Consider the following 12,425-nt stretch of genomic DNA (forward strand, 5'->3'; position numbering starts at 1 on the left):
AAGAAGAGCAAGGAGCGGCCGTGGCGATAGTGGTGACCGGGGCGAGCGGCTTCATCGGCGGTGCCATCGCCCGGGCTCTGGCGACGCGCGAGGAGCCGGTCTACGCCCTGTGTCGACGCGATCCCCAGATCCCGGGTGTGAACTTCCAGGAATGGGACATCCGCACCGAAGCGCCCGCGCCCGTGCGTTCGCTGTCGAAGAAGGTCACCGCCGTCTTCCACTGTGCGGGCATCCACGACGTCACCGCCTCGTACGAGGACCTCTACGACGTCAGGGTGACGGGAACGCGCAACGTCTTCGACGTCTTCGAGGGCGCGCGGATCGTCCACCTCTCCTCGACGACCGTCTACTCGCCGACCGCACCCCACACCGACCTCTGGGAGGAGGCGGGGCCGAAGGACCCGAACGAGTACCACGACGCGTATGCGAAGACGCATGTCCTCGCCGAGCAGCTCGTCACCCGCATCCGCCCCGACGCCGCGATCCTCCGCCCGGCCGCCGTCTACGGTCCCGGGGAGACGATGTTCATGCCCAGCCTGCGCTGCTTCGCGCGCAAGGGCGTGCTCACCCTGCCCGGAGGCGGGCGGCAGAAGATGACGCTGACGGCGATCGACAACCTCGTCCGCGTCGCGCTCGCGTGCCTCGACGTGCCCTCGGCCTCGGGTCCGTTCAACATCGGCGATCCCATCCCGTACCGGCTCAAGGACGCCGTCGCCACGCATTTCGCGCGGATGGGCTACGACCCCGTCGTCATCGAGGCGATCGCGAAGGACAAGGCGCTCGTGGCCGCGAAGGTCGGGCTCAAGGTCAAGTCGTTCTTCAAACGCGGTGACAGCGCGCGGCTCTTCCTCGTCGAATACCTCCAGTTCGACCGCACGTACAACCTCACCCGCCAACAGCGGGTGCTCGGGATCTCGACGACCCAGTACCTCACCCCGTCACGCCTGCAGCGCCCGACGCCCGGTGATTCCGCCGCCGAGGCGGTCGCTGACGAGACCCCCGACACCTCTGCCTGACCCGGGCGCACGCCGCCTGACCGCGGCGCTGACCGCGGTCAGCGCACGGCCCGCCCCGCGCGGAGTCCGGAGAAGATGCAGCCGCCGAGGAACGTCCCCTCGAGCGCGTTGTACCCGTGCATTCCGCCGCCGCCGAACCCGGCGACCTCGCCCGCGGCATAGAGCCCGGGGATCGGTTCGCCCCGGGAGTCGAGGACCTGGGAGTCGAGGTTCGTCTCCAGCCCGCCGAGCGTCTTGCGCGAAAGCGGACTCAGGCGCACCGCGATGAGCGGTCCGAGTGCCGGGTCGAGGATCGCGTGCGGAGCGGCCACCCGCACGATCCGATCGCCGAGGTAGCGCCGGGCTGCGTGGATCGCCCGCACCTGTTCGTCGGCGGCCTCCGGGTCGGCGGCCTCCCGGTCCCGGTCGCGGATCTGGGCGACGAGGCGGTCATGGTCGATGAGGGGACCGCGGGAGCGGGCGTTCATCCCCGCCACGAGCTCCTCGGTGGACTCGGCGACGACGAAGTCGGACCCGAAGCGCATGAACGCCTCGACCGGGCCCGGGGCGTCGCTCGAGCGGGCGCGCTCGAGGGTCAGCCGCCAGTCCTTGAGCGTGATGTCCGGGTTCTGTTCGGAGCCCGAGAGCGCGAACTCCTTGCTGATGATCGCGGAGTTGAGGACGAACCACGAGTAGTCGTGGCCGGTGGACAGGATCGCCCGCATCGTCCGGTTCGTGTCGAAGCCCGGATAGTTCGGGGCGGGCAGGCGCCGACCTTCGGCGTCGAACCACAGCGACGAGGGTCCGGGGATGATGCGGATCCCATGATCCGGCCACACGGGGTTCCAGTTCTCGATGCCCTCCGTGTATGCCCAGATCCGGTCCCGGTTGATGAGGTTCGCCCCGGCCGCCTCGGCGATCTCGAGCATCCGACCGTCGACGTGGGCGGGGACCCCGGCGAGCATCCGGGACGGGAATTCGCCGAGGCGCTCGGTCGGCCAGTATCGACGCATGAGATCGACGTTGTGGCCGATCCCGCCGGTGGTGACGATGACGGCGGGCGCCCGGAAGGCGAAGGTGCCGATCTCCTCCCGATTCGAGGCAATACCCCTGGCCGTGGGGCTCGGGGCGAGGACGTGCCCGCGGACTCCGACGACGGCACCGCCCTCGGTGATGAGCTCGTCGACGCGGTGGCGGAACCGGAAGTCGACCCGGCCGTCCGCCTCGGCGGCTTCGAGAGGTTCCCGGAAGATGCGCACGACCTCGGGACCGGTGCCCCACGTGAGATGGAAGCGGGGCACGGAGTTCCCGTGCTCGTCGGCACCGCCACCGCCGCGTTCGGCCCAGCCGACGATCGGCGTCAGCCGCAGACCGAGGTCGCGGAGGTAGCCCCGCTTCTCCCCGGCGGCGAACTCGAGGTAGGCCTCTGCCCAGGCGCGCGGCCAGCGGTCGCTGTCCCTGTCGAACCCCGCCGAGGCGGCCCAGTCCTGGCGGGCGAGGTCCAGGGAGTCCCGGACGCCGAGGCGACGCTGCTCGGGAGAGTCGACGAGGAAGAGCCCCCCGAGCGACCAGTGGGCCTGACCGCCGAGGGTGGCCCTGTTCTCCTGGTCGACGATGAGCACGCGCCGGCCCGCCCGGGTGAGTTCGTAGGCGGCGACGAGTCCGGCGAGTCCCGCCCCGACGACGATCGCATCGGGGGTCTCGGCGCTGGCGGCCGCCGCGCAGTTCGCGGGAACGGGTTCCATGGTCGACTCCTTCGTCGAGGCGGTGCGGTCGGATCGGCGGACCGGTCCCAGCGGTTCAGTCCCGGCGGACCGGTCCCGGCGGTTCAGTCCCGGTCGAGGACCCCGGACAGCCACGCGCCCGCCTCGGCGAACGAGGAGTCCGTCGTCGTCGGATCGATGATCGGACGGGTGGCATCGGCACTGGGATAGCTGCCGAGGAACTTAACGCTCATCGCGACCCGGTGGACGCCGAGGAGCGCATCGGCGACGCGGGCCTCCCGGATGTGGCCGAGGAGGTCGATGGAGAACTGGTAGAGGCCGAGCCGGTCGCCGGTGGGTCGGGATTCGATCCGCGACATCGTGATGCCCCGGGTCGAGAACTGCTCGAGGAGTTCGAGGAGGGCGCCCGGCCGGTCGGAGCGCAGGGCGGCGACGAGGGTCGTCTTGTCCGCACCGGTCGGCGCGGGGATCTGCCCGGGCAGGGCGACGACGACGAACCGGGTCACGGCGTCCTGGCGGTCGCCGATGTCTTCGGCCACGATCTCGAGGCCGTAGCGTTCGGCGGCCAGGGCCGGGCACACCGCGGCGACATGGTCACCGGCGTTGCCGGCGAGGTCGCGGGCCGCGGCGGCCGTCGACGAGGTGGGGATGTAGACGGCGTCGGGGTAGTGCTCGGACATATAGGCGCGCACCTGCGCCTCGCCGTGAGGGTGGGAGCCGAACGAGGTGATTGCCTCGGTGCCCGGGCGCACGGCGAGGACGAAGCGGACGGGCACGACCACCTCGGCGATGATCTGGAGGTCCCCGTGCTCGGTGAGCGCATCGATCGTCGCCGGTACTCCGCCTTCGACGGAGTTCTCGATCGGAACGATGGCGGCCGTGCTCTCACCCTCGAGGACGGAGTCCAGCGCCGAGGCGGCCCCGCGCATCGGCTGGATCGTGGCCTGTTCGCGCAGGCCCTTCGCGTCGAGGTAGGTCAGCAGGGCCGCCTCGGTGAACGTCGCCTCGGGGCCGAGGTACGCGTACCTCACTTCGTTCCCCGCAGTCGGCGCGCGAGCAGGGCGCGGGCCACGTCGCGGTACTGGGCGGCCCGGTGGAGCTGGGCCTTGAGATCGCGTCCGGTGACCCGGTGGTGGAGGTCGCATTCGACCTCCTCGACGCGCAGGCCGGCGTTGACGACGTCGATCGTCATCCCCGTCTCCACACCCCAGCCGGCGGCGAACGGCAGGGCCGCGTCGAAGGCCTCACGAGACAGGCAGCGCATGCCCGAGAGCGGTTGGGTCGCTTCGAACCCGGAGAGTTCGGCGATGCCCTTCTTCGCGAGTCCGACGACCAGGCCGAACCCGCCGCCCTTGCGCTTCTGGGCGGGCAGGATCGCGATCGTCATATCGGCCTCGCCGGCCAGGACCGGGGCCGCGAGCGGGGCGGTGTTGACCGCGGAGTCCTCGAGGTCGCCGTCGATGAAGAGCAGTGCCCGGTGCGCGGGCGTCTCACCGGGGCCGGCTTCGGAGATCTCACGGTTGCGGATCGCGAAGGCGCCGGTCATCATCGCCGCGGCCTTGCCCTTGTTCTTCCGGTGGGTGACGACCTCGGCTCCGGCGCGTCGGGCGACGGTCCCGGTGTCGTCACTCGACCCGTCGTCGACGACCATGACGATGTCGACGCCGGGGATGAGCTTCGTGCTCGCCACGGTCGCCGCGATCCTCTCGGCTTCGTTCATCGCGGGGATGACGGCGGCGATTCCGCTCGGTGTGCGCTGCTCGGGCACGGAGTTCTTCCTCTCCTCTTGACACTGACGACACGAGACCCCGCTGCGGGGCCGCGTGACGGTCAATGGATGGTGAGCTGGCGGGCGAGGATGCCCGACCGGACCCGGCGGGCTTCCGTGCTCAGCGGTTCGTCCGTGGACAGCGCCGCGTCGAGGCGGGTCGCGAACTCGGCGATCGGCTCCTCGACGTCGTCGGCCTGCGTGCCGAACTCGAGTTCCCACACGGGGATGATGATCCCGTGGGCGCGGAAGTAGCCGAGGAACGTCCCCGGCCCGCCGAGGTCGTTGCCGCCCACGGCCGCGAGGCGGGCGAGTGCGTCGACGACCCGGTCCTCGCCTTCGCTGCGGGCCCAGCGGACGTAGGTGCGCCCGGACATCTCGGTCCAGTACGCGGCGGTCACCGAGGCGAGCTTCTCCGTCGGGGTGACCGATTCGTTCGCCTGCTCGAGGGCGGCGGCGACCTCGTCGTCGTCACCGGGCAGGTCCCAGTAGTCGAAGGATTCGCGGACGCGGACGTCGAAGGGCGCCTCGAGGTCGAGGATGTCCTGGAGTCGGGGGCCCTCACCGGGTTCGGTGGTTCCCTCGACCGTCGTGCCCGGCTGCGCCTCGACGGCGGTGAGGATGCCGCGGGCGACGTCGCGGGAGGCATCGGTCGAGGACACGGGCACCTGCATGCCGGCGTAGACCTCGCCGTCCTCGCGGTGCCACGCCTGCCAGGCGGCGGGCAGCAGGGAGGCGATCGTCACCGTGTGGCCGCCGTGCTCGGCATTGAGCCGCACCTCTGCGGTCGCCGCGGGGACGAGTTCGCGCAGGCAGATGAGGTCCGATTCGAACGGCAGACCCTCGAAGGGGCGAGCGATGAAGGCGGTGGCCTGAGCCCTGGCCAGCCGCTTGGCGATGAGGTCTTCCTTGGAGCGCTTCGACTTCTTTCCCATGGGAGACAAGTCTAGTCGGTGCGCCGAGGCGGTTCAGCCTTCGCCGGAGACGGGGATGAAGTACCGGGTCGAGTGGGATTCGTCCATGCGCACCCGCAGCGTGTCGCCGGGAGAGGGCAGGCCCGCACGGTCGGGGTTGTCGGGGGTGAGCCCGAGCGTTTCGAAGCGGATGATGCCGTGGCGGCCCACCTCGTCGGCGGCGAGGACGTAGGAGTGGTTGAGCTCGCGGATCGTCACCTCGATCGACGGAGCCTCCTCGGCGGGATCGGACATCGTCCGCGGGGGAGCCGCATTGCCGAGGCCGAGATAGGCGCCGACGTCGTCGGCGATGAACCCGGCTACGGAGTCGGCCTGCGCGAAGAGGCCGGCGAGGACGAGGGAGAGCCTCTCCTGCTGCGAATCGGAGGTGAGCACCTGGCCGGGTTTGAACAGGTGCTCCTCGGCGAGGACGCACCAGGCGTCCTGGAGGATCGTGCGGATCTGGAGTTCGACGAGCACGGAGGGCTCGGAGTCGAAGGGCACCTCGACGATGAGGTGGCGGCCCCGGTAGCCGGACGGCTTGGGGTGGGCCGTGTAGTCGCGGACCTCGACGATGCTGATCGCGGAGTCGTCGTTGGGATCGGTGAGGATGTCCCAGAGGACGGACTGCTCGCGCTCGGTGCGGCACACGGCGCGGGCGCCGACGACGTCGATGACCTGGTTCTCGACCTCGACGGCTTCGTGGATCTCATCGTTGGCGTCGGCGAGTTTGCGGCGCAGCTTCTCTCCCGTGCGCAGGGGGTCCTTGATCCGGCCGGGGACGATCCGCATCCGGTCCTCGGTGAGCTGGGGGGATCTCGAGCGCGCCGCGTCGATCCAATCCTCGACCGTCTCCAGCGCCGCCCTCCAGGTGGATTCGCGTCGTTCGTAGGCCTCTCCGACAAGCTCACGGACTGTTGCTGACATCGTCGTCACCTTCCTCCTGCTCCAACTTCACCAGATGAGCGGGGCGATGTCCATGCTTTCGGCTGCTTTGCTCGCCGGGTGTCGGAACGGGGGAGAGCACGAGTCGAGGGAACAGCCTCGGCGGACGGTCGGCACGACGCAGCCGAGGACTCAGACGTCGAAGTCGACGATGACGGGGGCGTGGTCGGAGGCCCCCTTGCCCTTGCGCTCCTCGCGGTCGATCATCGCGGCCGCAGCGGTCCGTGCGAGCGCGGGCGAGGCGAGCTCGAAGTCGATGCGCATCCCCTGCTTCTTCGGGAACCGCAGCTGCTGGTAGTCCCAGTACGTGTAGACCCCGGGTCCCGGGGTGAACTGCCGGGTCACCTCGGTCAGGCCGGCGCCGAGGAGGTCGGAGAAGGCCTGACGCTCCGGCGGGGAGACGTGGGTGGCGCCTTCGAAGGCGGCCATGTCCCAGACGTCCTCGTCCAAGGGGGCGACGTTGAAGTCACCGCAGAGCACGAGCTTCTCCTCGGGGTCCGCGGCGAGGGTGTCTGCGACGACGTCGGTCAGCGCCCGGTACCACTGAAGTTTGTAGTCGAGGTGCGGGTGGCCGAGTTCGCGGCCGTTGGGGACGTAGAGCGAGTGGACCCGCACCCCTCCGCACGTGGCCGAGATCGCCCGCGCTTCGACGACGTCCTCATAGGCGGGGATGCCCGCGAAGCCGATCTGCGGATCCTCAAGACCCACGCGGGAGGCGATCGCCACCCCGTTCCACTGGTTGAGGCCGTGGAAGGCGACCTCGTAGCCGCGGGAGTCGAAGACCTCCCGCGGGAACTGGTCGTCCCGGCACTTGAGCTCCTGGATCGCCAGCACATCGGCATCGGAGCGGTCGAGCCACGCTCCGATCCTCTCGGCACGGGCACGGATCGAGTTGACATTCCACGTCGCGATTCTCACCCCTCCACCCTAGACGGTGTCCGCGTCGATGGCACCCGATAGTCTGGCGGCATGCCTGACGCTCTCAATCGCCACCTCGGCCACGACGGCGCGACCGTCCCCGACTCCTACTATGTGCGCCTCGGTGAGGACCGCTTCGTCTCGACGCTGCACAGTCAGGGCGCGTGGCAGCCCGGGGAGCAGCATCTGGCCCCCGCCTCCGGCCTCGTCCTCGCCGAGGTGGAGCGGCGGTTGCCGAGCGAGAAGATCGTCTCCCGGGTGAGCTTCGACATCCTCGGCGTCATCCATTCCGGAGAGTTCACGATCGACGTCAGCGTCGTCCGCCCCGGCCGGACGATCGAGCTCATCGAAGCCTCGATGCGCCACGGCGACCGGGTGAGCATCCAGGCCCGGGTGTGGCGGCTGCTCGGCAGCGACACGGAAGCGGTGACCGGCAGCGAATGGACGCCGCTGGCCGCACCGGAGGAGATGCCGGCCTCTCCGTTCAGTCAGCGGTGGGGCGGGGGATACATCGCCTCGCTCGCGGGCCGGCAGGACGCCGATGCGCGACCGGGGTTCGCCCGCAGCTGGATCACCTCCCCGCTGCCGCTCGTCGACGGCGAGGTCGACCCGCCTGCGGCCGCCGTCGTCAAGTTCGTCGACACCGCGAACGGGCTGGCGATCCGCGCCGACCCGCGCACGACCTTCTTCCCCAACGTCGACCTCACGATTCACCTCGTCCGCACGCCCGAGCCGGGCTGGGTCGGCTTCGAGACCCGCGTCGCGTTCGGGCCCACCGGGGTCGGGGAGACGGCGAGCGTGCTCAGTGATGCGCTCGGTCCCATCGGCACGGCCGCGCAGTCGCTGACGGTGCGGATGGGCCAAGGCGCGAAATGACCACGGCCCGCGACGCCGGTGCGGGTGGCTCCGGGCCCCGGGCGCTGGTCACCGGCGCGAGTGCGGGCCTGGGCCGCGGCTATGCCCGGGCGCTCGCCGCCGAGGGATTCGACCTCGTCCTCGTCGCCCGCAGTGCGGAGCGGCTGCAGGCGCTCGCAGCACAGCTCGAATCCGAGAACGGCATCCGCGCCGAGGTGGTGCCCGCCGACCTCTCGAAGCCTGCGGACATCGCCGCGGTCGTCGAGGTCATCGAGACCCGTCGGGTCGATGTGCTCGTCAACAACGCCGGCTACGGGCTCAAGCACGGTCTCCTCGACTCCGATCCGCAGGATGTCGCGGACCTCGACACAGTGCTCTCCGGTGCCGTGCGCGAGCTCTCGCTCGCCGCGGCTGCGCGCATGCGGGACCGCGGACGCGGGGGCATCATCACCGTGTCCTCACTGGCCGCGCTGACGACGATGGGGCAGTACGCGGCATCGAAGGCGGCGAGCCTCGTCTTCACCGAGGCGCTCGCCGGGGAGCTGAGGGAGACCCCGGTGACCGTCACTGCGGTGCTGCCCGGCTTCGTCCGCACGGAGTTCCACGAACGGCTCGGAGCGATGCGACCAGGACCGGGGTGGATCTGGCTGAGTGTCGATGACGTCGTGCGCACTTCCCTGCACGATGCCCGCCGCGGGAGGGTGGTGTCGATTCCCGGTTGGCAGTACTCGCTGGTCGCGAAGTTCGCCCGGTTCGTTCCGCGCGGTCTTGTTCGGCGGGGTTCTCAGGGATTCGCATTCGACCGCCGACATGATCGCGGCAGTGCGGACGAGGTGCCGGAGGATTCCCGTGAGAACTTTTTCGGAAAGTTTTTTTCGACCCTGAATGACCAGGAAAGTTGAGGTTTGAACCATCTTGACCGACGCTCTGATCTGCGGGTTCTCGAGTCAGAGACATCGAATCTCTCATTCAATGAGAGTAAATAAGTGGGAGATCAACCTTTACAACGAGGCGGAAGGTGTGGTGAAATTGTGATGTCCGCCCGGTGGGGATCGGGTGGACATAACGGACGTATGGGGATGCGTCCGGGTACTCGAGGGGAGTGCTGCGAGGACCCCGGGATGACGCGATTACGCGCCCCGGGGTCTTTGTCATTCACCCTCTTTCGATCACGGCAGCGTCAACTGTTTGCAGAACACTGTTCAAATCCGCAGGCTTTTGAGCAGAAATGAGCAGCCCGCGATCGCCTACGAGCGGCCAGTTCAGGTCATGATTAAGTCATCGTTCACGTCACTGAAAGTCATTCCTGAGGTCATTGCGACCCCGTCCGACGCGGCTGTGGCGCGTGTCCGAGCGGCAGGCGTCATCGAACGTCCGCTCAGGGTGAAGCCTCCGGTACGGCGATGTGATGTATCCCACGGGTTGTCCACCTCGACGGTCGAAGGCGATCGGCTGCCCACGGCGTCGTCCGATGGCGGACGGCAATCACGTCGACGTCGACGTCGACGATGAGCTCGGGTCGCTTCGCGCTGCCGCGGCAGATGCTCGCGGGACCCGCGACCTTCGCCTCTCTGTCAGAGATGAGCGAGGAGGATTGGGCGCGCACGCGGGAAGCGTCGCAGGCGGCCACTGCGAAGGCAGAGCGCAGCGTGTGAGTCGGGTATATCCTGTCCGCACGTCGAAGAGAGGAACCGCGATGTCAGAGACTCGTGTCCCGCTGTCGATCCTCGATCTCGTCCCCGTCTCCGAGGGGATGAGCGTCTCAACGGCCCTTGACGAATCGGTCGCGCTCGCCCGTCTCGCCGACGGCCTCGGATACCGGCGGTACTGGTACGCCGAGCACCACAACGTCCCCACCTTCGCGTCGTCGGCGACCTCGCTGCTCATCGGCCGGGCCGCGGAGAACACGGCTCGGATCCGGCTCGGTTCCGGGGGAGTCATGCTGCCCAACCATTCCCCGCTCATGGTCGCCGAATACTACGGCACGCTCGCGGAGATGTACGGCGACCGCATCGACCTCGGCCTCGGGCGAGCTCCCGGCACGGATCCGCGGACGGCGGCGGCGCTGCGTCGGGGGACGGCGGCCGCCGACACGTTCGTCGAGGACGTCGTCGAACTCCAGCGCCACCTCGGCGAAGGGACCGGGCAGATCACGGCGATGCCGGGGCAGGGGACGAACGTGCCCCTGTGGATCCTCGGGTCGAGCCTCGACGGGGCGACGGTCGCCGCCGCCCTCGGTCTGCCTTATGTCTTCGCCTCGCACTTCGCTCCGGCCGCGCGGCATGCGGCGATCCGTCGGTACCGGGAGTCGTTCTCGACCGACTACGTCACCGCGGAGATCGATGTCCCCTATGTCATGGCGGGGGTCAACGTCCTCGTCGCCCCGACCGATGAGGAGGCGAGGCGCCTGTTCACGACCGCCGGGCAGCTCGCAGCGGGCATCGCGACCGGCCGACGCGGACCGCTCGCTCCGCCGGTCGACGACCTCGCGGAGGTCATCGGCCCCGATGCTCTGCGCTTCGTCGAGGACTTCCAGCAGGTCAGGGCCGTCGGTTCGCCGGAGACCGCGGTGGCACGACTCGAGGAGATCGTCGCCGACCTCGGCGTCGACGAACTCATCATCACGACGTACACCTTCGATCCCGCGCTGCGGGCCAGGTCCGTCGAACTCCTCGCCGAGGCGTGGGGACTCGACCGGGCCGAATGAGAGACGGAGCGGTGGGGCCNTCCGGCCGGCTAGGCGAGAGTGACCTCGCGCTGCTTCCGATTCGAGGTGCGGGCGACGCCGATCTCGAGACCCATGGCCGCGATCGGCACTCCGAGTGCTTCGCTCGCGTTCCCGGCGACCCGGGTGGCGATCTCCTCGACGACGGCATCGATGTCGGCGCGTTCGTCGACGTCGACGTGGACGATGAGCTCGGGTCGCTTCGCGCTGCCGCGGAGGATGACCTGGGCGTCCTCGACGCCTTCGGTGGCCTCGAGATCGTCGGAGACCGCCTCGGCGATGACATTTGCGGTGACCGAGGTGATGCCCGTCCGCGCATCCTGCTGCAGGCGCAGCGGCTTCGCGGCGTCCTTGCGCGGGATCTGCAGGGACAGCCACCAGATGCCGATGACGGCCAGCACGACGGCGATGACGACGGCGACGAGGCCCGAGAACGGAAGTGCGAACTTGTCCGCGATCGGAGCGAGGCTCGCCGCGGGGTCGAGTCCCGGCAGGATGCTGCCCAGAAGTCCGAGCCCGAAGAGGGCCGCGAACGCCCCGCCGAGGAGGAGGATGAGTCCGATGATGAAGAGTCCGGTGCGATTCGCCCCGGCTGCCATGCGTCGCATCACTGCCTCCTGACCGCGTGCACGCGCACGCTCGGTTGCCTGACGAAGTCGATCGAATCCAGTCGACGCGTGACCGAATCGGCGACCTCGCTGCGGATCTCGGCGGTGTCACGCACCGGGGTGCTGAACGTGACGATCGACGACCGGGTGTTCGACGAGGCGCGCACCCGGGCGACCCCGTCGACGGAATCCGCCGCCGAGGCGGCGAGGTCGGAGAGCGCGGACGTCGGCATGGCGACCTCGAGGCGCTCGACGTGCTCGGCCGCAGGGGCCCGCAGTCCGAGGATGCGGCGGGCTCCCGGCGAGATCGCGAGGACGAGGAGCACGAGGCCGATGAGGGCGACGACGACGGCGACGGCGATCACGGCGGGGGTGCTCCACTGGAGCGATTCGGCGCCGGCGATGCCCGGCAGGATCGTCTCCAGCGACGCGTTCGCGGAGTTCGCCTGGGCGATCGCGGCGATCCCCGCCCATCCCAGACCCACGGCGATGAGCAGGAGGACCACGGCGACGATGACGGATGGCACGACCCGTGCAGGACGGGCGCGCAGAAGCTGTGCACTCATGCCAGACTCCTCACTTCTGCTGAGCGGCCCGCGGTCTCGGGCCGGAGCCAGGTCACATCGATGTCGACCTGGCGGACGCTGACTCCCGTGAGCGACTCGACCTTCGAGCGTAGGGTCTCGCGCACCGATTCGGTGGTCTGGGAGATCGGCAGCGGATATCTGATGCCCAGCCGCACCTGAAGGATGCAGCTGCGGCCGGAGAGCGTCACGGACACGCTCGGTCTGGCATCGAGGCTGTCACTGCCGCCGATGCCGAGGAAGCCCGAGGTCGTGCCGCCCACTCCGGGAATGCCCTTGAGGATCTCGGCGGCCGTCTTCTCGACGACCTTGTCCGCGATCGTGAGGCTACCGCGTGATGCAGCCACGCC

The 12,425-nt window shown here is 69.4% G+C and carries 13 protein-coding genes; 4 read left to right on the plus strand and 9 right to left on the minus strand.

What is annotated here, in order from left to right; translation table 11 throughout:
- Nucleotides 1-20 precede the first annotated feature (20 nt).
- Nucleotides 21-1,016: an NAD-dependent epimerase/dehydratase family protein gene (locus AAHA49_RS11855; RefSeq protein ID WP_342038447.1), complete on the plus strand. Its 996-nt coding sequence runs from the start codon at nucleotides 21-23 to the stop codon at nucleotides 1,014-1,016.
- Between the two features lie 38 nt (nucleotides 1,017-1,054).
- On the opposite strand, the gene AAHA49_RS11860 is transcribed toward AAHA49_RS11855, so the two are convergent.
- The 6 genes from AAHA49_RS11860 to AAHA49_RS11885 form a co-directional block, all read right to left on the minus strand.
- Complete coding sequence (locus tag AAHA49_RS11860) at nucleotides 1,055-2,740, minus strand: FAD-binding dehydrogenase (protein WP_342038448.1); 1,686 nt, start codon at nucleotides 2,738-2,740, stop codon at nucleotides 1,055-1,057.
- 83 nt (nucleotides 2,741-2,823) lie between these two features.
- Nucleotides 2,824-3,750: a prephenate dehydratase gene (pheA, locus tag AAHA49_RS11865; RefSeq protein WP_342038449.1), complete on the minus strand. Its 927-nt coding sequence runs from the start codon at nucleotides 3,748-3,750 to the stop codon at nucleotides 2,824-2,826.
- Nucleotides 3,747-4,487 (minus strand): glycosyltransferase family 2 protein, encoded by a 741-nt coding sequence (locus AAHA49_RS11870; RefSeq protein ID WP_342038450.1) that lies wholly within the window; start codon nucleotides 4,485-4,487, stop codon nucleotides 3,747-3,749. Before AAHA49_RS11870 ends, pheA begins: the two co-directional genes overlap by 4 nt.
- A gap of 62 nt (nucleotides 4,488-4,549) precedes the next feature.
- Nucleotides 4,550-5,422: a DUF5926 family protein gene (locus AAHA49_RS11875; RefSeq protein ID WP_342038451.1), complete on the minus strand. Its 873-nt coding sequence runs from the start codon at nucleotides 5,420-5,422 to the stop codon at nucleotides 4,550-4,552.
- Between the two features lie 33 nt (nucleotides 5,423-5,455).
- Complete coding sequence (locus AAHA49_RS11880; protein ID WP_339391263.1) at nucleotides 5,456-6,367, minus strand: GTP pyrophosphokinase; 912 nt, start codon at nucleotides 6,365-6,367, stop codon at nucleotides 5,456-5,458.
- Between the two features lie 150 nt (nucleotides 6,368-6,517).
- Entirely contained in the window at nucleotides 6,518-7,303 is a 786-nt protein-coding gene (locus tag AAHA49_RS11885) for an exodeoxyribonuclease III (protein WP_342038452.1), read from the minus strand.
- A gap of 51 nt (nucleotides 7,304-7,354) precedes the next feature.
- Here AAHA49_RS11885 and AAHA49_RS11890 point away from each other — a divergent pair, with 51 nt between their 5' ends.
- The 3 genes from AAHA49_RS11890 (at nucleotide 7,355) to AAHA49_RS11900 (ending at nucleotide 10,865) form a co-directional block, all read left to right on the plus strand.
- Nucleotides 7,355-8,179, plus strand: a complete 825-nt coding sequence (locus AAHA49_RS11890; RefSeq protein ID WP_342038453.1) for a thioesterase family protein — start codon at nucleotides 7,355-7,357, stop codon at nucleotides 8,177-8,179.
- The gene (locus AAHA49_RS11895) at nucleotides 8,176-9,060 is read left to right on the plus strand and encodes an SDR family NAD(P)-dependent oxidoreductase (RefSeq protein WP_342038454.1); all 885 of its coding nucleotides are present in this window, start codon (nucleotides 8,176-8,178) and stop codon (nucleotides 9,058-9,060) included. The genes AAHA49_RS11890 and AAHA49_RS11895 overlap by 4 nt, the downstream gene beginning before the upstream one ends.
- A gap of 794 nt (nucleotides 9,061-9,854) precedes the next feature.
- Nucleotides 9,855-10,865, plus strand: coding sequence for an LLM class flavin-dependent oxidoreductase (locus AAHA49_RS11900; RefSeq protein WP_342038455.1), 1,011 nt, complete (start codon nucleotides 9,855-9,857; stop codon nucleotides 10,863-10,865).
- Between the two features lie 29 nt (nucleotides 10,866-10,894).
- On the opposite strand, the gene AAHA49_RS11905 is transcribed toward AAHA49_RS11900, so the two are convergent.
- Genes AAHA49_RS11905 through AAHA49_RS11915 form a run of 3 tightly spaced genes read right to left on the minus strand, consistent with a single transcriptional unit; the run spans nucleotide 10,895 to nucleotide 12,422 of the window.
- Nucleotides 10,895-11,491 carry an Asp23/Gls24 family envelope stress response protein gene (locus AAHA49_RS11905; protein WP_339391259.1) on the minus strand — a complete coding sequence of 199 codons (597 nt, stop codon included), beginning with the start codon at nucleotides 11,489-11,491 and terminating at the stop codon, nucleotides 10,895-10,897.
- On the minus strand, nucleotides 11,491-12,057 hold the full coding sequence (locus AAHA49_RS11910; protein ID WP_339391258.1) for a DUF6286 domain-containing protein: 567 nt from the start codon (nucleotides 12,055-12,057) through the stop codon (nucleotides 11,491-11,493). Before AAHA49_RS11910 ends, AAHA49_RS11905 begins: the two co-directional genes overlap by 1 nt.
- Entirely contained in the window at nucleotides 12,054-12,422 is a 369-nt protein-coding gene (locus tag AAHA49_RS11915) for an Asp23/Gls24 family envelope stress response protein (RefSeq protein ID WP_339391257.1), read from the minus strand. Before AAHA49_RS11915 ends, AAHA49_RS11910 begins: the two co-directional genes overlap by 4 nt.
- Nucleotides 12,423-12,425: the final 3 nt, after the last annotated feature.

The organism is Brevibacterium ammoniilyticum (genome assembly GCF_038429965.1).
Lineage (GTDB): Bacteria > Actinomycetota > Actinomycetes > Actinomycetales > Brevibacteriaceae > Brevibacterium > Brevibacterium ammoniilyticum.

Coding starts and splice junctions, on each gene's coding strand:
- AAHA49_RS11860 (WP_342038448.1), bottom strand. CDS start 2,740: ATGGAACCCGTTCCCGCGAACTGCGCGGCGGCCGCCAGCGCCGAGACC.
- AAHA49_RS11875 (WP_342038451.1), bottom strand. CDS start 5,422: ATGGGAAAGAAGTCGAAGCGCTCCAAGGAAGACCTCATCGCCAAGCGG.
- AAHA49_RS11880 (WP_339391263.1), bottom strand. CDS start 6,367: ATGTCAGCAACAGTCCGTGAGCTTGTCGGAGAGGCCTACGAACGACGC.
- AAHA49_RS11890 (WP_342038453.1), top strand. CDS start 7,355: ATGCCTGACGCTCTCAATCGCCACCTCGGCCACGACGGCGCGACCGTC.
- AAHA49_RS11895 (WP_342038454.1), top strand. CDS start 8,176: ATGACCACGGCCCGCGACGCCGGTGCGGGTGGCTCCGGGCCCCGGGCG.
- AAHA49_RS11900 (WP_342038455.1), top strand. CDS start 9,855: ATGTCAGAGACTCGTGTCCCGCTGTCGATCCTCGATCTCGTCCCCGTC.
- AAHA49_RS11905 (WP_339391259.1), bottom strand. CDS start 11,491: ATGCGACGCATGGCAGCCGGGGCGAATCGCACCGGACTCTTCATCATC.
- AAHA49_RS11910 (WP_339391258.1), bottom strand. CDS start 12,057: ATGAGTGCACAGCTTCTGCGCGCCCGTCCTGCACGGGTCGTGCCATCC.